The 20,952-nt window shown below is 42.8% G+C and carries 20 protein-coding genes; 12 read left to right on the top strand and 8 right to left on the bottom strand.

Annotated elements, in window-relative coordinates; translation table 11 throughout:
• Window positions 1-80: 80 nt before the first annotated feature.
• From D2V05_RS09825 to D2V05_RS09815, 3 genes are read left to right on the top strand one after another with little or no spacing between them, the layout of a single operon-like run.
• The gene (locus D2V05_RS09825; RefSeq protein ID WP_119639219.1) at window positions 81-410 is read left to right on the top strand and encodes a YtxH domain-containing protein; all 330 of its coding nucleotides are present in this window, start codon (window positions 81-83) and stop codon (window positions 408-410) included.
• Window positions 411-413: 3 nt separating this feature from the next.
• Entirely contained in the window at window positions 414-764 is a 351-nt protein-coding gene (locus D2V05_RS09820) for a DUF5656 family protein (protein WP_119639218.1), read from the top strand.
• Window positions 761-976, top strand: coding sequence for a DUF6327 family protein (locus D2V05_RS09815; RefSeq protein ID WP_119639217.1), 216 nt, complete (start codon window positions 761-763; stop codon window positions 974-976). Before D2V05_RS09820 ends, D2V05_RS09815 begins: the two co-directional genes overlap by 4 nt.
• A 62-nt stretch (window positions 977-1,038) precedes the next feature.
• Here D2V05_RS09815 and D2V05_RS09810 read toward each other — a convergent pair whose 3' ends face one another.
• Entirely contained in the window at window positions 1,039-1,968 is a 930-nt protein-coding gene (locus tag D2V05_RS09810; RefSeq protein WP_119647408.1) for an SPFH domain-containing protein, read from the bottom strand.
• 87 nt (window positions 1,969-2,055) lie between these two features.
• A complete protein-coding gene (gltX, locus tag D2V05_RS09805; protein ID WP_119647407.1) occupies window positions 2,056-3,558 on the bottom strand; it encodes a glutamate--tRNA ligase in 1,503 nt (500 codons plus the stop codon).
• A gap of 163 nt (window positions 3,559-3,721) precedes the next feature.
• Between gltX and D2V05_RS09800 the strand changes: the two genes are divergently transcribed.
• From D2V05_RS09800 to D2V05_RS09775, 6 genes are all read left to right on the top strand, one after another.
• Window positions 3,722-7,117, top strand: coding sequence for a hypothetical protein (locus D2V05_RS09800; protein WP_119647406.1), 3,396 nt, complete (start codon window positions 3,722-3,724; stop codon window positions 7,115-7,117).
• Entirely contained in the window at window positions 7,110-7,529 is a 420-nt protein-coding gene (gene ybeY / locus D2V05_RS09795; protein WP_119647405.1) for an rRNA maturation RNase YbeY, read from the top strand. The genes D2V05_RS09800 and ybeY overlap by 8 nt, the downstream gene beginning before the upstream one ends.
• Window positions 7,530-7,531: 2 nt before the next feature.
• The gene (mnmG, locus tag D2V05_RS09790; protein WP_119647404.1) at window positions 7,532-9,400 is read left to right on the top strand and encodes a tRNA uridine-5-carboxymethylaminomethyl(34) synthesis enzyme MnmG; all 1,869 of its coding nucleotides are present in this window, start codon (window positions 7,532-7,534) and stop codon (window positions 9,398-9,400) included.
• 17 nt (window positions 9,401-9,417) lie between these two features.
• Window positions 9,418-10,044, top strand: a complete 627-nt coding sequence (locus tag D2V05_RS09785) for a hypothetical protein (protein ID WP_147378265.1) — start codon at window positions 9,418-9,420, stop codon at window positions 10,042-10,044.
• On the top strand, window positions 10,022-10,861 hold the full coding sequence (locus tag D2V05_RS09780) for a class I SAM-dependent methyltransferase (protein ID WP_119647402.1): 840 nt from the start codon (window positions 10,022-10,024) through the stop codon (window positions 10,859-10,861). The genes D2V05_RS09785 and D2V05_RS09780 overlap by 23 nt, the downstream gene beginning before the upstream one ends.
• A gap of 231 nt (window positions 10,862-11,092) precedes the next feature.
• Entirely contained in the window at window positions 11,093-11,599 is a 507-nt protein-coding gene (locus D2V05_RS09775) for an OmpH/Skp family outer membrane protein (RefSeq protein ID WP_119647466.1), read from the top strand.
• A 51-nt stretch (window positions 11,600-11,650) separates the two neighbouring features.
• Here the strand turns inward: D2V05_RS09775 and D2V05_RS09770 are convergent, their stop codons facing one another.
• The 3 genes from D2V05_RS09770 to D2V05_RS09760 are packed head-to-tail and all read right to left on the bottom strand — an operon-like array spanning window position 11,651 to window position 13,820.
• Window positions 11,651-12,223: a DUF7010 family protein gene (locus D2V05_RS09770; protein ID WP_119647401.1), complete on the bottom strand. Its 573-nt coding sequence runs from the start codon at window positions 12,221-12,223 to the stop codon at window positions 11,651-11,653.
• Between the two features lie 37 nt (window positions 12,224-12,260).
• Window positions 12,261-12,656, bottom strand: coding sequence for a DoxX family protein (locus D2V05_RS09765; RefSeq protein ID WP_119639206.1), 396 nt, complete (start codon window positions 12,654-12,656; stop codon window positions 12,261-12,263).
• A 12-nt stretch (window positions 12,657-12,668) separates the two neighbouring features.
• Entirely contained in the window at window positions 12,669-13,820 is a 1,152-nt protein-coding gene (locus tag D2V05_RS09760) for a DNA polymerase III subunit (protein ID WP_119647400.1), read from the bottom strand.
• Between the two features lie 133 nt (window positions 13,821-13,953).
• Here D2V05_RS09760 and D2V05_RS09755 point away from each other — a divergent pair, with 133 nt between their 5' ends.
• The 3 genes from D2V05_RS09755 to D2V05_RS09745 all read left to right on the top strand — a co-directional run bounded on the left by D2V05_RS09755 (window position 13,954) and on the right by D2V05_RS09745 (window position 17,876).
• The gene (locus D2V05_RS09755; protein WP_119647399.1) at window positions 13,954-15,144 is read left to right on the top strand and encodes a phosphoglycerate kinase; all 1,191 of its coding nucleotides are present in this window, start codon (window positions 13,954-13,956) and stop codon (window positions 15,142-15,144) included.
• Between the two features lie 116 nt (window positions 15,145-15,260).
• Window positions 15,261-16,865 (top strand): lytic transglycosylase domain-containing protein, encoded by a 1,605-nt coding sequence (locus D2V05_RS09750; protein ID WP_119647398.1) that lies wholly within the window; start codon window positions 15,261-15,263, stop codon window positions 16,863-16,865.
• 12 nt (window positions 16,866-16,877) lie between these two features.
• Entirely contained in the window at window positions 16,878-17,876 is a 999-nt protein-coding gene (locus tag D2V05_RS09745; protein ID WP_119647397.1) for a DUF4837 family protein, read from the top strand.
• Between the two features lie 81 nt (window positions 17,877-17,957).
• Here D2V05_RS09745 and D2V05_RS19680 read toward each other — a convergent pair whose 3' ends face one another.
• From D2V05_RS19680 to tatA, 3 genes are all read right to left on the bottom strand, one after another.
• Window positions 17,958-18,128: a DUF6747 family protein gene (locus tag D2V05_RS19680; protein WP_183114816.1), complete on the bottom strand. Its 171-nt coding sequence runs from the start codon at window positions 18,126-18,128 to the stop codon at window positions 17,958-17,960.
• Window positions 18,129-18,380: 252 nt separating this feature from the next.
• Complete coding sequence (locus D2V05_RS09740) at window positions 18,381-20,441, bottom strand: OmpA family protein (protein ID WP_119647396.1); 2,061 nt, start codon at window positions 20,439-20,441, stop codon at window positions 18,381-18,383.
• Window positions 20,442-20,666: 225 nt separating this feature from the next.
• Window positions 20,667-20,864, bottom strand: coding sequence for a twin-arginine translocase TatA/TatE family subunit (gene tatA, locus D2V05_RS09735; RefSeq protein ID WP_119647395.1), 198 nt, complete (start codon window positions 20,862-20,864; stop codon window positions 20,667-20,669).
• Window positions 20,865-20,952: the final 88 nt, after the last annotated feature.

The raw sequence follows: 20,952 nt of genomic DNA, 5'->3' as shown, positions 1-20,952 counted from the left end.
GATGGGACGGTATGATTTTGAAAGATGATATGACGTTCGATGGATACTTCACTAAAGTTTAATCTTAAAACCTAGAAATTATGTCTAATGATACAGGAAACATTTTAACAGCATTATTGACCGGTGCCATTGTAGGAGCCGGAGTTGGAATTCTTTATGCTCCCGATAAGGGAACCAAAACCAGGAAGAAAATAAAGAAAAGTGCCGTAAAGGCAAAAAATGATTTGGCCGATACCATATCCAATGCCAAGAACGAATTCCATAAAACAGCTGAAGCCAAAAAAATGGAGTTCGAGGAAAAATTGGAGGACACGCTTTCCAACATGAGTTACAAGGCCGATGATATTATTGTGGCTTTGGAAAGAAAGTTGGAAGACTTGAGAGAGAAGAACGCAGAACTTCAAAAATAGTACATGGCTTTCGAGGACATCAAAGAGCAGTTTTCCGAAGCGGAACATAGTGCCAAGTCCTATGTAAACAACAGCATCGACTTTTATAGGTTGAAAAGCTTCAAGTCCATGATGCAGGGTATTACCATGGGCGCCAAGGTCATCCTGATTGGATCAATGGTGGCCATGGCCCTTTTGTTCCTTTCGATAAGCGCTGCTTTTTGGATCGGAAGCTCACTGGATAGCAACGCCTTGGGATTTTTGTTGGTCGGAGGATTTTATGTACTGATAGGTATAATCATATTCGTCTTCAGACAAAGGTTGGAAAGACCGCTACTGGAGAAGTTTTCTAAATTTTATTTTGATGAACTATGATACAAAAGCAATATACATCCTTTGAGGCCATAGATCAAGATCTTAAAATCTTGAAGTTGGAAAGACAGATAGACGAGGAACAATTGAAATTGGCGCTTCAAAACACCAAGAAGGAACTTTATCCCGTGAATATTTTAGGAGGGCTGACACCCATTATTCAAAAGGTGGCCATTTCAATAGTTGCCAAGAAAATTCTGAAAAAGATTGGTTAGACCAATATCTTAAAAACAGAAAAGGCTCCACATGGGAGCCTTTTTTTATGGTTATGAACAGTTTAATCGTTGTTCTTCTTGTTGTTTTGCTTTTTCATAGCTTCCCCAATTTGGTTGCTCGCCGTGAAGGAAGCCACCATATTGTTCAGCATGTCGCTACCGGCCTGTGGGGAGTTGGGCAACAAAATCAAGTTGGTATTGGTCTCCTCGCCAATGGCCTGTAGGGTGTCATAATGTTGGGTCACCACGATCAAAGCGGAAGCCTCTTGTGAGTTGATGCCCACCTTGTTCAATACTTCCACGGATTCTTCCAATCCTCTTGCAATTTCCCTACGCTGATCGGCAATACCTTGACCTTGCAATCTTTTGCTTTCGGCTTCGGCCTTCGCTTTTTCCACAATCAGGATCCGTTGGGCATCTCCTTCAAACTGGGCGGCGATTTTTTCACGTTCAGCAGCATTGATACGGTTCATGGCTGCTTTTACCTGGGCATCTGGATCGATATCGGTCACCAATGTTTTGATGATATCATATCCGTATTCCAACATGGCATCTTGCAATTCAGCCTTTACTGCAATGGCGATGTCATCTTTTTTCACGAAGACGTCGTCCAATTTCATTTTGGGCACTTCCGCACGGACCACATCGAATACGTAGGAAGTGATCTGATCATGGGGATATTCCAGTTTGTAGAACGCCTCATATACTTTATCCTTGATGACCACATATTGAACTGAAACTTTCAATTTCACGAATACATCGTCAAGCGTTTTGGTTTCCACAATAACGTCTAGCTGTTGAATTTTCAAACCTACTCGGGTCACGATTCGGTCCACTAACGGAATTTTCATCTGTAGCCCTGAGTGGCGAATGCTATGGAACTTACCAAACCGTTCTATGATGACTGCGGTTTGTTGCTTTACGATAAAGAAGAACTTGAAAAAAATTACAAGCGCAAAAAATACGATAGGTATTATGAAATAATTGCCCATAGTGTTTAGATTTTTATGTTAGAAATGGAATTTACGAAACTCTTGTACACCATAGGTCGCCATCCATCAAGTTTTGTTACAGATCCGTCAATTGGATAAGGTCGTAATGGCGGTTTTGATCCGCTGTATGCTTTCTTCTTTTCCAATCAGTTCCAAGATGTCGAACAAATGGGGTCCTTTCATGTCACCGACAATGATAAGACGTAATGGGGGCATTACTTTTCCAAAGGAGAGTTCTTTTTTGGAAATCCATTCCTTTACTAGGGTCTCAATATTGGAAGATTCAAATTCTGTAATGCCGGACAGTATTTCCAAAACTTCCTCCATGATTTGGGGCGTGTCTTCTTTCCACTGTTTTTTTACCGCTTTTTCCTCATAGTTGGTCGGCCTCTGAAAAAAGTAATCACTTAAATTCCAGAAATCGGAAACAAAAACAGCTCTTTCCTTGATCTGGGAAACCACCCGTTTCACCTTTGCAAAGTCGACTTTAATTTGTCTCTCCTGTAAGTCTTTGATAAATATTTCAGCCAATTCATCATCGGTTTTTCTCTGGAGCCATTGCTGATTATACCAATTGTTTTTTTCTGGGTCGAACCTTGCCCCGGATTTGTTCACGCGTTCCAAACTGAAAATCTGTACCAGTTCATCTAGGGAGAATATTTCCTGTTCCGTTCCTGGGTTCCAGCCCAATAGGGCCAAAAAATTGACCACCGCCTCTGGGAAGAAACCAGCTTCGCGGTAGCCCGTTGATTCATTCCAAGAAAGAGGAAACACAGGGAAACCTCCTTTTTCTCCATCGCGTTTGCTCAATTTCCCTTTTCCAACAGGTTTCATGATAAGGGGTAAATGCGCAAATTTCGGCGCATCCCATCCAAAGGCTTGGTAGAGCAATTGGTGCAATGCCAAAGAGGGCAACCATTCTTCACCACGGATTACGTGGGTAATTTTCATCAAATGATCGTCCACAATGTTGGCCAAATGGTATGTGGGCATGCCATCACTTTTGAACAAGACTTTATCGTCCAAAATGTTGGTGTCGATGGTTATCTCACCCCGAATGATATCGTTCAAGATCAGCTGTTCATCCTGTGGCGACTTAAAACGGATGACATAATCTTCACCCGCTCCCAATTTGGCATCCACTTCTTCTTTGGACAGCGAAAGCGAGTTAGAAAGTTTTAATCTATTATGCCAGTTATAAATGAACGTTTTACCTTTTTCCTCGTGGTCCTTTCTGTGAAAATCCAAGCTTTCAGCAGAATCAAAGGCGTAATATGCATTTCCATTTTCGATAAGCTGAAGGGCATAGGCTTTGTACAGGTTTTTGCGTTCACTCTGCCGGTAGGGTCCAAAATTGCCTTCTTTTCCCGGTCCTTCATCAAAAGGAATTCCGCACCAGTTCAGGGCTTCGATAATGTATTCTTCGGCTCCTTCCACATAACGGTTTTGATCGGTATCCTCGATTCGTAACAGAAAATCACCGCCGTTTTTCTTGGCGAAGAGATAGTTGAACAATGCAGTGCGGAGACCGCCAATGTGTAATGGCCCCGTTGGGCTGGGCGCAAATCGGACCCTTACTTTTTCACTCATGGCATTATGCTTATGAAGCAAAGATACGCTCCGCTTTACGATTAGAAAAGGATTGTTGGATGCGTTTCCAGTGATTCTAGGGGTGTCGTTCGTTAAGGTTTAACAAAAATTTTCTCCTGATTTGTTAAGGATCAGGTATTTTGGTAGTAGATAAATTCAGCAATTGGGCAATTACGAGGAAATATTGAACAAATTGAGTGCTTTCATCAAAAAGCACTACACCCAGAAATTGATCAAGGGAAGTTTACTTTTCTTGGCCCTCGGCATGCTTTTTTGGATTGCGATAACATCTTTGGAGTTTTTGTTTTGGTTGAACCAAGGTTGGCGGTTGACCCTGTTCATCCTCTTTGTTTTGGTTGAATTGTTCCTATTATATCGGTTCATTGTTGTACCCCTTTTGTATTTGTTTCGAATTCGAGGTGGAATCACCAACAGGGAAGCGTCTGTATTGATCGGGAAGCATTTTCCTAACGTTGATGATAAGCTGCTGAACCTTTTGGAACTCTCGGATTCCAATGAGAAGACCGACCTTTTATTGGCCAGTATAGAACAAAGGGCGAGAGGGTTGAAGCCTATACCTTTTGCACAGGCTGTGGATTTTAAACAAAGTTATTCCTACGCCAAGTATGTCGTGATTCCGGTGGTGCTTCTTGCTTTTATTTGGATTTCAGGTAACATTGTTTCGTTCTTCAATTCCCATGAAAGGGTGTTACACTATAACTTGGCCTATGAAAAGCCGGCACCTTTTGCTTTTCATCTTTTGAACGATAAGTTGGAAGTTTTGGACAACGAACCGCTTACGATCAGGGCCACCACAGAAGGGTCCATTCGGCCAGAAAGTATGAGTATTGTAGTAAATGGTGAGGAATTGTTGATGAAGCAAGTCGGTGGCGAGTATACCTATACTTTTGAAGCACCGGTGACGGAAAGCTCATTTTATCTAATGGCCAATGGTTGGAACTCCAGAAGCTACTCCGTTAAAAGTTATGCAACACCCGCACTCGTGGATTTTAAAATGCAGATGCTGTATCCCAAATACCTGAATAAGTCACCAGAGATGATAACAGGCACGGGTAACGCGGTGATACCAGAAGGGACTCGGGTAACCTGGCAGATAGAGGGAGTTAATGTAGAAGACATACAACTGTCTTCAAAGGATTCTATTTATAAGTTTCACGAAGACGAAAATTCTTTTACATACCAGAGTAGGCTGTACAATGATTTTGCCTACGAGTTGAGCACCTCAAACGTACATGTGAAGAATTTTGAAAAACTTGGTTATCAATTGGATGTTGTAAAGGATGCCAATGCCACGGTCCACGTGGAACAATTTTTGGATTCCTTGAATCCTAACCAATCTTTCTACACAGGTCAGGCTGCTGATGATTATGGGATAAGCAAGATTCGATTAGTGTGTTACCCTTCGGATGATGCCAAGGCCATTCAGCGGTTGGATTTAGAATCTCCCAATACCAATGTGTATCGTTTCTATTACACTTTTCCATCTGGACTGCAATTGGAGGAAGGCAGGAGTTATAAATTGTATTTCGAAGTGGTTGATAATGACGGTATTAGAGGCGGAAAGGTTACCAAGAGCCCCGTTTTCAATGCCACGCTATACGATAATAATGAATTGAAAAACAAAGAGTTAGAATTTCAGGATGCTACTTTGAACAAGATGAATGAATCCTTGAAAGCTTTTAAGGAACAAAGGCAAGAGCTCTCTAAAATTACTGAGAGTCAGAAGGAGGAGAAAGCACTTTCATTTGAGGACAAGGGGGAAATCAGAAACTTTTTAAAGAAGCAAGAGCAGCAGGAAGCCCTGATGAAAAAGTTCAGTAGGGAGTTGAGTGAGAGTATCGACAAGGGGAGCGAGGATAGTGAGTTAAAAAAGATGTTACGGGAACGTTTGGAACGGCAAGAATTGGAGGCCAAGAAGAACGCTGAGCTTTTGGAAGAACTCAACAAAATTGCGGATAAGATAGATAAGGAAGAATTGCAAAAGCGACTTGAGGAACTGGGAAAAAACCAAGGCAAAAATACCAGAAATCTTGAACAGATCTTGGAATTGACCAAACGCTATTATGTTACTGAAAAGGCTTCGCAGTTGGCAATTGAATTAGAGAAACTAGCCGAGAAGCAAGAGGTGCTCTCTGAGCTTAAATTGGGACAGGATTTTAGTGACAAGGAGCAAAAAAAGCTTAATGAAAACTTTGATGCTTTGGAGAAGGACATCCGAGAATTGGAAAAGGATAATCAGAAGTTACAAAAGCCGTTGGAGTTGGACACGGACAAAAAGAAGACCGATGATATAAAGGAAGATCAAAAGGATGCTTTGGAGGAAATCAACAAACAGCAGGGAATGGATCAATCCTCCCAAAGTGCACAAAAGCAAGAAGCTGGAAATAATACGTCCAAAAAACAAAAATCAGCAGCACAGAAGATGCGGGAATTAAGCCAGGCCATGCAGCAAAGTTCTATGGGAGGTGGCGAAACGGATTCCGAAGATGCCGAAATGTTGCGACAGATTTTGGATAATTTGGTCACGTTTTCTTTCAAACAAGAGAACCTGTTCGATAACCTTCAAACAGCAGACGTAGATATTTCCCAATTTTCCAAAACGGTCAAGGACCAACAGAATCTACGAAGGTTATTTGAACATGTGGATGACAGTTTATTTGCCCTGTCCTTGAGAAGGGCAGAATTGTCCGAATTTGTAAATGAACAGATCACGGAGGTCTATTATAACATCGATAAATCGCTGGAAAGTATTGCCGAAAACCAAATTTATCAAGGGGCATCTTATCAGCAGTATGTGATGAATGCCACCAATTCCCTTGCAGACTTTTTGGCTAATGTTCTAGATAATATGCAACAAAACATGAACCCAAGTCAGGGTAATGGGCAAGGGTCCAATTTCCAGTTGCCGGACATTATCAAAGGGCAGCAAGATATCCAAGATAAAATGCAGGGTTCGGGCCAAGAAGGAAAACCTTCACAGCAAGAAGGGGAACAGAAAGGAAATGATGGAAAAGGGCAGCAAGGCGAGAAGGGTCCCCAGGGTTCAGGTACAGAACAAGGAGAAGGACAGAATGGTGATAATGGATTTACAGGGGGTCAAACCGGCAATGGTCTTGAGGAAATGAACCTGAATGAAGTTTATGAAATTTACAAGGAACAACAGTTTCTTCGGGAAAAGTTGGAGGAGCAATTGAGTGATATTATTAAGAAGTCGGATCAAAATCTCGCCAAAAAGTTGATTCAACAGATGGAAGATTTTGAGAATGATCTTCTAGAAAATGGTATTACGAATAGAACCATGAGCAAGGCAAATAACATCCAACATCAATTGATGAAATTGGAAAATGCCAGCTTGGAACAAGGCGAGAAAAAGGAACGGGAAAGCGAAACCAACAAAACTAATTTTGCCAACCCCATTATTACAAAACCCGAGCTATTTAAAGATTACCAAAACGACATTGAAATATTAAACAGACAAGCTTTACCTTTGCGGCAAAATTTTGAAAAGAAAGTAAAGGTATATTTCAATAATGATTGAGTTTCATTTTAGGTCTGATTTGTTGTTGGAGAATAAATCCGACTTTTCCGATTGGGTAAATAGAATATTGGAATCTGAAGACTTCTTACAGGGGCAAATCGACTATATATTTTGTACGGACGATTATCTTTTGAAACTCAACCAAGAGTATTTAAACCACGATACGTTTACGGACATTATCACATTTGATTATACCAACGGAAAGACTATTTCTGGAGATATTTTTATTTCCACGGAAAGGGTCCAAGAGAACGCCAAAAGTTTTGAGGTGGACTTCCACGAAGAGTTGTTGCGGGTGATGAGCCATGGTGTTTTACACCTTATGGGATATGGCGATAAGTCGGAAGAGGACAAGAAAATGATGCGCGCGAAGGAGGAAGAAAAAATGAAAATGTTCCACGTGGAACCATAGTTATGTTTGAGAAGGAATATGATGTTATTGTAGTAGGAGGAGGTCATGCCGGTGCTGAGGCAACTGCCGCTGCCGCCAATATGGGGTCAAGCACTTTATTGGTTACCATGAACCTTCAGACCATTGGACAAATGTCTTGTAACCCCGCCATGGGAGGTATCGCAAAGGGGCAAATTGTTCGTGAGATTGATGCGCTTGGAGGTTACAGTGGAATCGTCACGGATAAATCCGCGATACAGTTTAAGATGCTTAATAAAAGTAAAGGCCCCGCCATGTGGAGTCCAAGGGCCCAGAATGATCGGATGCGTTTCGCAGAAGAATGGAGAATGGCTTTGGAGAACACCCCCAATGCGGATTTTTACCAAGAGATGGTTTCCGGAATATTGGTGGATGGCGACAAGGTTGTTGGGGTAAGAACCAGTCTAGGGATCGAGATCCGATCAAAGGCTGTAGTGTTGACCAATGGAACATTTTTGAATGGCCTGATCCACATTGGAGAGAAACAATTTGGCGGGGGAAGAGCAGGGGAAAAAGCAGCTACAGGAATTACAGAACAATTGGTTGAATTAGGTTTCGATAGCGGCAGGATGAAGACTGGAACACCTCCTCGTGTAGATGGCCGTTCGTTGGATTATACCAAAATGATTCCGCAGCCGGGGGATGCAAAGCCCGAGAAATTTTCCTATTTAAACACCCCTGTTTTAAAAGAGCAAAGAGATTGTCACATGACGCACACCAGTGCATTGGTACATGATCTTTTGCGGGAAGGGTTTGATCGTTCTCCCATGTTCAATGGTAGGATCAAAAGTTTAGGACCTCGATATTGCCCGTCCATAGAGGACAAAATCAACCGATTTGCAGACAAGGACTCCCACCAGATTTTTGTGGAGCCAGAAGGCTGGAATACGGTGGAGGTTTATGTGAATGGCTTCTCTACTTCATTACCCGAAGATGTTCAGTATAATGCCTTGAAATCGGTAAAAGGGTTTGAACACGTGAAGTTTTTTAGGCCAGGTTATGCCATCGAGTATGATTATTTTCCTCCCACACAGCTCAAGCATACACTCGAAACAAAGTTGGTGAACAACCTATACTTTGCTGGACAGATTAACGGAACTACCGGGTATGAGGAAGCGGCCTCCCAAGGTTTGATGGCGGGTATCAACGCCCATTTAAAGATCAATGAAAAGGATTCTTTTATCCTCAAAAGGGATGAAGCGTATATTGGAGTTTTGATAGATGACCTCATCACAAAAGGGACAGAAGAGCCCTATCGTATGTTCACTTCCAGGGCCGAATACCGAACGCTTTTGAGACAGGACAACGCTGATTTGAGACTTACACCCAAAGGATTTGAAATCGGTTTGGCCAAAGAGGAGCGTATGCGTAGAATGGAGGAGAAGCTGGATAAATCCGAAAAGTTTGTGGACTTTTTCAGAAAAACCAGTTTCGATCCAGAAGAGATGAATCCGATTCTGGAATCTGTGGATTCAGCCACTGTTCGTCAATCGGACAAACTCTTTAAGGTTTTTTCCAGACCAAAAGTGACCATGGACCACATGCTACAATTGAATGAGGTTTCAGGATATGTTTCCGAAAACGAACTGGACGCTGAGGTGATGGAACAGGCTGAGATCTTGGTGAAGTATTCGGGATATATTGAAAAGGAAAAAAACAATGCGGACAAACTGCGTCGATTGGAAAATGTCCGCATACCCGACCATTTTGACTATTCCCAATTAAAATCATTGTCGTTCGAGGCAAGGGAAAAATTGGAATCCATTCGCCCTGTGACCATATCCCAGGCATCACGAATTAGCGGGGTTTCTCCAGCAGACATTAGTGTTTTGTTGGTCTATTTGGGCCGATAAGATATGTTTTGTTCCACGTGGAACATGAAGTAAGATTTTCTTTTTCACTCCATATATGGCTTAATTTTTGTGCTTGCTTTTGTTCAAACCCAGCCATCATGAAAAGGTTTCTGCTCGTTTCTTTCGCCTTCATTTTTTTAAGTTCTTGCATCCCATTACGGATTGCCCCAAACATTAAAGATTACAAAATCACAAAGGGGAAAAGTTTTAAAAGAGGATTACCCAAAAAAACAATCTTTGTTTTTGAAGACCCTAAGGATGCTAATGAGTTTTATAATTACATCAACACCAAATTTCAGCTTAATGATTATTATGTGGATGTTCAAGTGCCTTTTGAGGTAGAAGGTGAAACATACTTCTTTTCATTTTATGAAGTTGAAATTCCGACAAAGACGATTAATTTAATTCCTTTTGTTGTGGATGGCATTTTGGACCAGGCTGCAGATATGGACCCTATTTTTGAAGAGGTCTACACAACTCGAACTGGAAATTGGTATATCGCTTTGGAAGTTTTTAGCGATATGGAGAAAGATTGTTTAAAAGAAGGTTCTGTTTCAAGGGATATAGTTTTGCCCTATCTTCGGTATCTGAAAAACGAATATTTGGCCACAGATAATTATAATGAAGTTGTTTTTAAAAACTAAGGACTTTTCTGTTTCGGGAGAAACCTTTGAGTTGTTCAAGGATGAAGAATTGGACATGCTGGTTACCCGACCACAACCAGAGAATCTCTCCAAGTATTACGAAAGTGAGGACTATATTTCCCATACAGATGCCGAAAAGTCCCTGATGGACAAAATGTATCAGGTAGTAAAGAGGAAAAACCTCAAAAATAAGATTCAATTAATTGAAAATCAGTCAAATAATCCCAAATCTTTACTGGATATTGGCGCTGGTACCGGCGATTTTCTACTTTTCGCCAAATCGAGAGGTTTTGAGGTGGTTGGTGTGGAACCCAACGAGAAGGCTAGACAACGATCTTCCCAAAAAGGCATTGCTCTTCATCAAGAAATCCAAAATATCATAGACCAAAAATTTGATACCATCACCCTTTGGCACGTTTTGGAACATTTACCCAATTTAGATGACCAGATTAAAACTATAGCTTCACTTTTGAAAGACGATGGTGTTTTGGTGATAGCGGTCCCAAATTTCAAATCATATGATGCAAGTTATTATGGAAAGTACTGGGCAGCTTATGATGTACCCAGACACCTTTGGCATTTTTCCAAAACATCCATTGCCAAACTTTTTGACGCTCATGGAATGGAGGTAACCGCCATCAAGCCGATGTGGTTCGATGCGTTTTATGTTTCCATGCTCTCCGAAAAATATAAGGGCAACAAACTGTATTTGATCAATGCTTTCTTTGTTGGTTTGTGGTCCAACGTAAAGGCTCTTTCTACCAAAGAGCATTCATCGCTCATTTATATCCTTAAAAAGAAAAATCAGCTAGTTTAAGCCCCTCTCTTGAGCGATCTTTCATCAATGCGGACGAAGCTATTGGCAAGAAAAGAAACGCTTTAAAACCCTTATTTCTGCAAGCCGATATAATAAGGATGTGTAATATTAACGGAGGTTTTCTATAAATTTTACTTATAATTCCTTTTGGATCAATTTTTCAATCCAAAAAAGATAATGACCACCATTCCAAAAGCTTTTCTATTTTTGCGCATCTATAAAAAGTGAATGATGAAAAAAATTATGATACTTGCCCTTGCCGTTATGGCCATGGCATGTCAGCAGAACAAGATCGGATTTGTGGACAGCGTAAAGTTGATGGACGAATACCAAGAGAAGATGGATGTGGAGGCCCGTTTTAAAACAAAAGCCGATGCCATGACCAAAAAAAGGGACAGTATTTCCCAATCCTTCCAAATGGAACTACAGGCGTTCCAGGCTAAGGCCCAAAAAATGTCACAACAAAGTGCCCAGGAAGAATATGGCCAGCTGCAGCAACGCGGTCAGTATATTGGCCAACAATTGCAGCAAGAAGAGCAGCAGTTACAGGCCACCAGCCAAGTGGAAATGGATTCTTTGGTGAAGAAGGTGAAAAAAGAGATCAAGGAATATGGCAAGGCCAACGGGTATACCTACATTTTGGGTGGGGGCGATGGCGGTTCCGTGCTGTACGGCGAAGAGGCCAACGATTTAACCCAAGCCATCTTGAAGATTTTGAACGACAAGTACAAGAAATAGTTTTTTAAACTTCTTGCTAACAAACAAGCCCATTCATTCGAATGGGTTTTTTTATGTCTTTTGGGACCGGAATTTTAAGAACAGCAAAATACCGAAACCAATTTCAATGGTAGATCCGATCAATGCCGAAAGCGCCGCATCAGCTTTTAGGGCAAAGAGAGCGAATGCCGCAACCCCCAGTAGTCCGCCCAATAACCAATAGATTTTTAAGCCGTACAGTGTGGAAAAAGTCAAGTAACGCCCACCAATAATGAGCAGCATCCCCTGAAAAAACCAAGCGTGGTTTTGTAGGGAAAGGAGCAGGGCCAAGGGAATGCACAACAACATAAAAAAGGTGCCCTCCATGGCCAGATTCCCCAGCGGGTTTCCTTTGGAATGTTTTCCGGGAATACCCAAAGGTTTGGATACTAAAAGGCTTAAGGGGTGTATGAGCATGCCACCAAAAAACAAAGTCCAAACAGCAGTTTGCGAAGAAACCTGGTGGGCAACTACAGCGGAAACAAGCCAAACCGTTCCCGATACAAGTGCACCCAAGGCGCCATTTGCATAGCCGCTACGCATATCGGATTGAGATTCCAATACACTATCTATGGATTTGGAATCAAAGTTTTTATCAAGGCTCATGAATTGGTTTGTTTGAATTTGGTTAAATGGGCGTTCTTCACTGCATCAAATACACCAAAAAAACTGTGGGAATCAAATAGATGACAATGGTTTTGGCGCCGTCATAATCCTTGGCCACACGTTGTCCCAGCAATAACATCAAAAGCGTAACGGCAGAAAGAATGGACCCATACAGCCCAATGGAACTTTCCCCATCAATGGAAAATTGGAAGATGCCGACCCCGCAAAGAATCCCTGAGAGCATTTCCAAAACCATGATGATGCCCAAAAGCAAGGGAACCCCACCCTTAAAAATCGATTTGGAAAAATGACCGGTCAACCAGCCCACGTTCCCCTTCCAATCCATGACTTTGTCTATACCACTTTGTAAAAAGGTGATGGTCAAAAAAGCCAATAGCAAAATCTCCGTAGCGTTTGAAATTAAATTTTCCATGGTCAGAGGTATTTATGCGGCCTTGGCGTGCAAGAGCCGAGTCAGTTTTATCGATAGATCTGTAAAAATGAGTTTCGAGTTTCCGTTGCGTTCCACGTGGAAAATGGCCCTTTCCAACTCTTCCACGATATCCAAAATATTGTTTTCGTGGACAAAAGGCGCAAATTTTCCCAAATCAAAACCCTGCACATGAATCTTGGTATAGACCAGTTCATCGGCTTTATAATTCAACAGGAGGGCCTGTCGCATCATGGTTAGGCAATAGTTCAAGAATTGCTTCTGTACCTCTCGGCCTGTTTTGGCCACTTCATCGCTCCATAAAATCAACTCTTGAACAGCTCCTTTGTTCCCTTTCGCCTTGAAGGCACTCCGGACCCATTGTACAAACCAACGTTCGAACACCAGATCTTCGGAATCCTTGTTTAACAGGTCCAAGGCCTTGTTGAAATTTCCATTGGCTTCTTGTGCAATGGTGTGGGCCTCTGCGGCACCTACACCACGTTGGACCAACCCATCCGTTATTACTTGCTCCGCCAACGGAGGAAAATGAAGGATTTGGCAACGGGATCGAATGGTGTTGATAATCTGTTCCTCTTCTTCCGCCAATAGCAACAAAACGGTTTTGTTGGGCGGCTCTTCTATCAACTTCAACAATTTATTGGCTGCGGAAATATTCATTTTTTCGGCCATCCAAATGATGAGCACTTTATACCCGCCCTCGTAGGATTTCAGGGATAGCTTTTTGACCACATCCTGGGCCTCGTCCACACCTATTTGTCCCTGTTTTTTTTCAATTCCGATGTGTCGGTACCAGTCAAACAAATTGCCATACGGCTGTTCTTTTACAAATTGTCGCCATTCCTCCAAAAAATGGTCGCTCACGGCATGGGATTTTATCTTGTCCGAATTGGAAACAGGAAAGGCAAAATGCAGGTCGGGATGCGTAAGCGAAGCACATTTGGTATTGCACACCGGGTTCCCGCCCTCGTTTTCGGCCCCGGTATTGTTGCAAAGTAAATATTGGGCATAGGCCAGAGCCATGGGCAAAATGCCGGAACCTTCGGGACCCACAAAAAGTTGCGCATGGGCCACCCTTCCGGTTTCTGCGGTGGTCACCAAATGGTTTTTGATATGCTCGAGTCCTAAAACGTTTTTAAAAAGCATATTTCAAAGATACGGTATTTAAGGGTGTTGGATTTCACAGGTTTTTATGAAAAAGCCCAAAAATATAACGAAACCTTCCAATCCAAAAAGCAGGAAATCTTTACTTTTGAGACGCTTAAAAAGAACACATTACATGAAGACGATAGACGATTTCAATTTTGAAGGAAAAAAAGCATTGATCCGTGTGGATTTCAACGTGCCGTTAGATGGCAATTTCAACGTGACCGACACCAGTAGGATCGAAGCGGCAAAACCAACCATTCTAAAAGTTTTGGAAGACGGGGGTTCCGCCGTTTTGATGAGTCACTTGGGGCGTCCCAATGGAAAAGTAAACCCGGATATGTCACTTTCCCATATTTGTGAGACGGTTTCCGAGATTATTGGAGTGCAGGTAAAATTTGCCAAGGACTGCGTAGGTCCAGTGGCAGAGGAAGCCGTGGAAAACCTTCAGGATGGGGAAGTCCTTCTATTGGAAAACCTTCGTTTTCATAATGAGGAAGAAGCAGGTGACGAGGCTTTTTCAAAGGAATTGGCCAAATTGGGCGACATCTATGTGAACGATGCTTTTGGAACAGCACATAGGGCCCATGCCTCCACTACCATTGTGGCCAAGTTCTTCCCAGACCATAAATGCTTCGGGTATTTGTTGGCCAAAGAGATCAAGGCTATCGACAAGGTGATGGAAACCGGAGAAAAACCCGTGACGGCCATTTTGGGAGGATCTAAGGTTTCTTCGAAAATCACCATCATTGAAAATATTTTGGACAAGGTCGATAACCTTATCATCGGTGGGGGAATGACATACACCTTCGTTAAGGCACACGGCGGTAAGGTGGGAGATTCTATCTGCGAGGACGACAAAATGGAATTGGCCCTTGATATTTTGAAACAGGCCGATGCCAAAAACGTAAAAGTATACCTACCTGTTGATGTTTTGGCGGCCGATGCTTTTGACAACAACGCCAATACCAAATTTGTGGATGTGGACAAAATCCCTGATGGATGGCAAGGGTTGGATGCAGGACCCAAAACCCTGGAAATTTTCAAACAAGTGATTTTAGCCTCCAAGACCATCCTTTGGAACGGTCCGGTAGGGGTTTTTGAAATGGAAAATTTCGCCAATGGCACCATTGCCATAGGCAACTACATAGATGAAGCCACGCAAAAGGGCGCTTTCTCCCTTGTTGGAGGCGGGGATTCCGTGGCGGCCGTGAAGCAATTCGGCTTTGAGGACAAAGTAAGTTATGTGTCCACAGGTGGTGGTGCCATGTTGGAGAGCCTGGAGGGCAGAACCCTTCCGGGTATTGCTGCAATATTGGACTAACTCGCACGTTATGAGTTATTGGGGAAGGTTTTTAACATGGTGTTTTTGTTAAGGAATTTTATTTTTTCAGAAAAAAACACCATTTTCGTTTGCCCCAAAAATCAAACCCTGTCCAAATGAACCAAAAATTGAAAATAGCTGTATGCGCAGCGCTACTTTCCGCAGCACCGTTTATGGTGGCCCAACAAGTGGATTCCACACCACCAGCGGAGCAGGATTCCGTTTTGCTTTCCGTTGAAGAAACCCCGGCCATACAAATGTCCGACATGAAGATCGATGGGGAATTTGTTGCTTTGGAAAAAAAGGAAAATGGAAAGTTTCAATTACAGGATTTGGAGGAGGCCCGCAAGTATGACAGCCTTTGGCTGAGGGAACTCCATAGCAGTGCCAGTTTGTTCAGCGATATGCTTTTGGAAGTGGAAAATGGCCCTGGACAGGATTCGATCGTCATGGTGGACCTTCCCACGGATACCCTAAAGGCGCGTTTGGCACGGATGAACGAAAAAACACCGTTCAACATTACCTACAATCCCTCTTTGGAAAGTGTTATCAAATCGTTTTTGACCAGAAGAAGGGATTTGATGCAACGTATGATTACGGCCAGTCAGTTTTACTTTCCGTTGTTCGAAGAGGAATTGGACAAACACGACCTTCCTCTTGAAATCAAATATTTGGCAATCATCGAATCTGCCCTCAACCCAAAGGCAAGATCAAGGGTGGGGGCCAAAGGCCTTTGGCAGTTTATGTACGGCACCGGTAAAATGTACGGGCTGGATGTAAGCAGTTATGTGGATGAACGCCATGATCCCATTATGGCCACGGAAGCGGCAAGCAAGTATTTGGCCAAACTGTATGAGATTTTTAATGATTGGGACTTGGCCCTTGCGGCCTATAACTCTGGCCCAGGAAATGTGAACAAGGCCATCCGACGTTCCGGCGGTTATGAGAACTATTGGAACATCAGACCTTTTCTTCCACGTGAAACCGCAGGATATCTTCCCGCGTTCTTGGCCACCATGTACATTTTCGAATATGCGGAAGAACACGGCCTTCATTACAAAAAGGCGGACCGGCCCTATTTTGAAACGGATACGGTACAGGTGAAGAACATGATTTCGTTCGATCAAATCTCGAAGCTGGTGGACATCAGCACTGAGGAATTGGAAATGTTGAACCCCTCTTATAAACTAAACATCATTCCAAAAGTAGAGGGAAAAAATTATGCCCTACGATTGCCGAAGAGCAAAATCGGTAAGTTCGTGGCCAATGAGGAGCAGATCTATGCCTATGTAAAACAGGAACTGGACTCCATGGAAAAGCCACTTCCGCAGATGATTACGGCCAATGATCAGATCCGTTACAAAGTGAAAAGCGGGGATTATCTCGGAAAGATTGCAGAGCGATATGGTGTTGGGGTTAGCCAGATTAAGCAGTGGAACGGTCTACGGAGCAATAACCTGAGGGTTGGGCAACGGTTGACCATTTTCCCTAGAAAGCCCTATATTGCCAGTAACACCAGCACAAAGAGCAACACTTCCAGTTCCTCTGGAACGGTAGCTAGTGGCTCCAAGGTACACACGGTCCAACAAGGAGACTCCCTTTGGACAATTTCTAGAAAATATCCAGGTGTTTCTGTGGAAAATTTACGAGAATGGAACGGTCTTAGTGGGAATAACCTAAAACCGGGCACAAAACTTAAATTGTGCGATTGTTCTTCGTAAATTTAACACAAGATGAAAAAATTAGGAACACTACTCGTTGCCAGTATTGTATTGGCATTGGGAGCCTGTAACGATTCAGGTTCCAACAAAAGATTTCTCCCACCCTCCACGGGACCCGTGAACTCCTTGATGGTGGTTATGGATACCGAGCTCTGGAAGGGCCCAGTGGGTGATAAGATTCGCGATGAATTTGCGGCACAGATCATAGGGCTGCCCCAAATAGAACCCTTGTTCACCATAACCCAATTGCCTCCCAAGGTGTTCAAGGGGACCACAACCTATTCCCGATCTATCCTGTATGTGGAGAAAGATTCCACTGTCTTGGCACATATTAGCACGGACGCCTATTCCAAGCCCCAAAAAGTGGCCGTGATCACAGGTCCTACGGAAGAGATCATGATCAAGAATCTCGATTCATTGGCGCCAAGGGCCATCAAGGAGTTTAAGGCCGTTGAACTGGCCGAAGCGCAAAAACGCTTTAGCCGCTCATTGAGTAAGGACAAGGCCTTGGAAGAAGAGTTTGGCATCACAATGAATGTGCCTTCGCTTTATAAGGTGGGCAAGAGGGAAAAGAACTTTGTGTGGATGGACATTCAAATCCCCAAGGGGACCATGAATATAATTGCGTACAGTATGCCATGGGACAGTTTTGAGAATGATTCCACTTTTGTACAGGATATTGTTCGGATGCGCGATTCCATAGGAGAAAAATACATTCCCGGACCTTATGAGAATACCTATATGATTACCGAAAAGGCATTTGCTCCATATGTTTTTCCTGCGGAAATAGGTGGGAAGAAAGCGGCCGAGGTAAAAGGCGTTTGGGAAATACATGGGTATCCCATGGCAGGACCATTTCTGACCTATATCATTAATGATAAAGAGCACAACAGAAAAATGATATTGGAGGGTTTCACCTTTGCCCCTTCCACCGAAAAGCGGGACTATATGTTCGAGTTGGAGGCGATTCTTAAGACTGTGAATTTTGACCCTCAGGCCCCAGCGGACTAGGACCCTCAAAAAAAACAGAAATCAAAAAAGCCCAGTACTCACTGGGCTTTTCTGTTCTTTAAATGCTTTTAGTGGAGTTAGTTAATCGAAGGCAAAGCCGGTAGCGATCCTGTACACAAAGGCGTAAAGCACAATAAAGAACATAACAAAGCTAAACCAGGCAAATACCTTAAAATATTTTTCAATGATAATGTGTCCCAAGTTGCGGAACCCTTCTAAATAAATTTCCTTAACAAGTAAAAGTCTCTTCATAAGTCAGATTTTAAGATTTAAAGACATGACAAAGATTTGACTTTGCAAGGTGGAGGAGAAAACATCAGGACAAATGGTCGTAAAACAGGGGTGAAAACAACCAAGGCGACTTGAACATCTGCAAACCCATTTCTTTGATCGATGAAATGCATATTGTGGTGAACGGTTGGACGGGACAAAAAATCGACGAAATGCATCACACGGTATAAAGCCCAAAGAAAAAGCCCCGAAATCTTCGGGGCTTTTGTACTTTTATTTGGAAACCAGAATAAATTCCGATCTTCTATTCAACCGCTGCATATCCGGCGGGCAATGTTTGCCATCCGAGCAATCGTTCAGCAACCGCTCTTCCCCGTAGCCAATGGCACTCAGTATTCTGGAAGGGTCTATGCCTTGCGAGACGATATAGTCACGTGTGGCCTTTGCCCTTCTGTCCGAAAGGTATTTGTTGTAAGCATTACTCCCCACGGCATCGGTATGGGATTCTATCTTGAGGGCCAGGTCTTGGTTTTCTTTCAACGCGGCCACCAGTTTATCAAGCTCTTCAGCGGCTTTGGGCCCAATTTTGTAGCTATCAAAAGCAAAATGCACGGCGTTGGGTTCAAAAGGCTTTTTGGCCTTTTCCCCGCCCATGATTTTTTCAATTTTTTTCAGATGCTGTGATACCGCTATGTCTACATTTTCTTTCGTTCTGAACGGAACTAGATCGTCAAAATAACCCTTTTGTTGTGCTTTTACACCATATTCAGATAGGGGATCTAAGTTTTTAAAGGTGTAGCTTCCCGAGTCGTCCGTAGTAGTTTCGGCCAGTAACTGACCGTCTTTGTCCAATAAGGACACTTTGGCTCCATCCATCATCTCTCCTGTTGCAGCATCCTGTACAGAACCGGAAACCGCATTTAAGTTAAGGGTATAATGGAAGGAATAAATATCGTCATCCCCCTTTCCTCCTTTTCTGTTGGAAGCGAAGTAGCCTTTTTCACCGGAAGCATCAATAATATAGGAGAAATCGTCCCGGCTGCTGTTGATGGGCTCGCCCAAATTGATGCCTACACTGAACACCCCATTGGAATAATCCGATTTGTATACATCCAACCCACCAAGACTCATGGGACGGTTGGAAGAAAAATAAAGGGCATTATTGGTGATGTATGGGAACATTTCCTTGGCACTGGTGTTCACGGACCTTCCTAAGTTTTCAGGCTCGGAAAAGCCGCCATTTTCCATAATGTCGACAACATAAATATCGGTTTGTCCAAAACCGCCCGGCCTGTCCGAAACAAAATACATTTTATGGCCATCCGGACTGATGGTGGGGTGGCCGGTGGAAAAATCGTCACTGTTGAAGGGCAGTTCCTCCGCCTCCGTCCATTCGCCATTGATGAAGTGGGAACGGTATATTTTTAAATGGTTGATCCCATTTTGGCCACGTTTTAGCCTTTTACCATAATTGTTCCTGGTAAAATAGATGGTCTTTTGATCTGGTGAGAAGGCCATGGAAGCCTCGTGGTACTTCGTGTTTATTTTTTTTGAGAATTTTCTAGACCCGAAAAGGTCGCCCTCCTCGTTCTTGGTTTTTGCTACGTAAAGATCCAAAAAGGGTTGGTTGGTCCATCTGTAGCGTCTAGTGGTCAAAAAAGAAGAGTCCTTGGCGGATGCATATACGATTTCGGAACCGTTGTGGAACATGGGAGAGAAATCCGAATACTTGGAATTGATTTCCATGTTCTTGATCTTGACCGAAGTGGCACCTTTCCATGTCAAAGGTCTTACGGTTTCCAATTCATTCAGGGGCTCATCCCTTTTTTGCCGGAACAACTTGGTAAGGGCAGCGGCCCTACGGTATTTCCCCGTACCTTTTAAGGTTTGGGTGTATTTAAAAAAAGTTTCCTCAGGAATATCGTCGGTATACAATTGGTACAGCTCGTTGTACCATTTATAGGATTTTTCCATATTCCCGCTGTAGTAATGGGAATCGCCTGCTTTGGAAAGGAGTTCCAAGGTATGTTTCGCCTCGCTTTTTTCAAGGACAATGTCATAGATTCTTGCCGCTTCGGCATACCACATCTTGTTAAAATAGTCATCCCCTTTTTCGATGAGCCTTTCCGTAATACCTTCTTTCCGAACATATTGGGAAAGTTTTTTGTCGCTCAGACCATCCAAATGTTTTAGGGATTCATCAGGGGCGGTAGATTCTGTGCGATTCTGCTTGGAATTGTCGGAGATTTCCCCATCAAAATGCAATAGGGACACCTCTTGGGACTTCATCCCAATCGACAACAATAAAATAAGAGGCAAAATCAGTCTTTTCATTACCACTCCATCTGCACAAATAGCCACTAGGCCATTTGGAGGTTAAGCATAGAGGGCTTAACGTTTAGTTTGAACCGCTAAAATAGAACAAGGTAGAGGGGCTAATAACTTTTTGTTGTGAAAGGATGGATTTGTGGCGTGTACGAATCAAAAATGTGGTTCTTTGTCGATAAGCCCTTTGTATAAAAGGCCTATTCCGTCACAAAATCCATGATAGGGTAGGCGTTAGGAGTTTGACTCCTTGCTTCCTCCGTCTAATTTTTCGTCTTGTTTAGAAGCGTCCTTGAACTCTTTAATACCACTACCAAGTCCTCTCATAAGTTCTGGGATTTTCTTGCCTCCGAAAAGCAAGAGCACCACTACAACAATAAGAATAATTTGAGGAGCTCCAATCATTCCAAGAAATATAGTTTGAGCAATCATAACATCAAAACCTTTAATTGAAGGATAAAAGTAGTAAAAAGAACTGGAAGAGCGCGATGAATTAACGAAAATTAGCAATTGTTATCAT

Origin of the sequence: Flagellimonas pelagia (assembly GCF_003584135.1) — a bacterium.
Classification (GTDB): domain Bacteria; phylum Bacteroidota; class Bacteroidia; order Flavobacteriales; family Flavobacteriaceae; genus Flagellimonas; species Flagellimonas pelagia.
This window is presented reverse-complemented; position numbering and strand designations above follow the sequence as displayed.

Excerpts from the sequence above, each read along its gene's own strand:
- D2V05_RS09745 (WP_119647397.1), top strand. The coding sequence starts at position 16,878 with ATGAAAAAATTAGGAACACTACTCGTTGCCAGTATTGTATTGGCATTG.
- D2V05_RS09765 (WP_119639206.1), bottom strand. The coding sequence starts at position 12,656 with ATGGAAAATTTAATTTCAAACGCTACGGAGATTTTGCTATTGGCTTTT.
- mnmG (WP_119647404.1), top strand. The coding sequence starts at position 7,532 with ATGTTTGAGAAGGAATATGATGTTATTGTAGTAGGAGGAGGTCATGCC.
- D2V05_RS09770 (WP_119647401.1), bottom strand. The coding sequence starts at position 12,223 with ATGAGCCTTGATAAAAACTTTGATTCCAAATCCATAGATAGTGTATTG.
- D2V05_RS09820 (WP_119639218.1), top strand. The coding sequence starts at position 414 with ATGGCTTTCGAGGACATCAAAGAGCAGTTTTCCGAAGCGGAACATAGT.
- gltX (WP_119647407.1), bottom strand. The coding sequence starts at position 3,558 with ATGAGTGAAAAAGTAAGGGTCCGATTTGCGCCCAGCCCAACGGGGCCA.
- D2V05_RS19680 (WP_183114816.1), bottom strand. The coding sequence starts at position 18,128 with ATGAAGAGACTTTTACTTGTTAAGGAAATTTATTTAGAAGGGTTCCGC.
- D2V05_RS09825 (WP_119639219.1), top strand. The coding sequence starts at position 81 with ATGTCTAATGATACAGGAAACATTTTAACAGCATTATTGACCGGTGCC.
- D2V05_RS09815 (WP_119639217.1), top strand. The coding sequence starts at position 761 with ATGATACAAAAGCAATATACATCCTTTGAGGCCATAGATCAAGATCTT.
- tatA (WP_119647395.1), bottom strand. The coding sequence starts at position 20,864 with ATGATTGCTCAAACTATATTTCTTGGAATGATTGGAGCTCCTCAAATT.
- D2V05_RS09740 (WP_119647396.1), bottom strand. The coding sequence starts at position 20,441 with ATGAAAAGACTGATTTTGCCTCTTATTTTATTGTTGTCGATTGGGATG.
- ybeY (WP_119647405.1), top strand. The coding sequence starts at position 7,110 with ATGATTGAGTTTCATTTTAGGTCTGATTTGTTGTTGGAGAATAAATCC.
- D2V05_RS09775 (WP_119647466.1), top strand. The coding sequence starts at position 11,093 with ATGAAAAAAATTATGATACTTGCCCTTGCCGTTATGGCCATGGCATGT.
- D2V05_RS09750 (WP_119647398.1), top strand. The coding sequence starts at position 15,261 with ATGAACCAAAAATTGAAAATAGCTGTATGCGCAGCGCTACTTTCCGCA.
- D2V05_RS09755 (WP_119647399.1), top strand. The coding sequence starts at position 13,954 with ATGAAGACGATAGACGATTTCAATTTTGAAGGAAAAAAAGCATTGATC.
- D2V05_RS09780 (WP_119647402.1), top strand. The coding sequence starts at position 10,022 with ATGAAGTTGTTTTTAAAAACTAAGGACTTTTCTGTTTCGGGAGAAACC.
- D2V05_RS09810 (WP_119647408.1), bottom strand. The coding sequence starts at position 1,968 with ATGGGCAATTATTTCATAATACCTATCGTATTTTTTGCGCTTGTAATT.
- D2V05_RS09760 (WP_119647400.1), bottom strand. The coding sequence starts at position 13,820 with ATGCTTTTTAAAAACGTTTTAGGACTCGAGCATATCAAAAACCATTTG.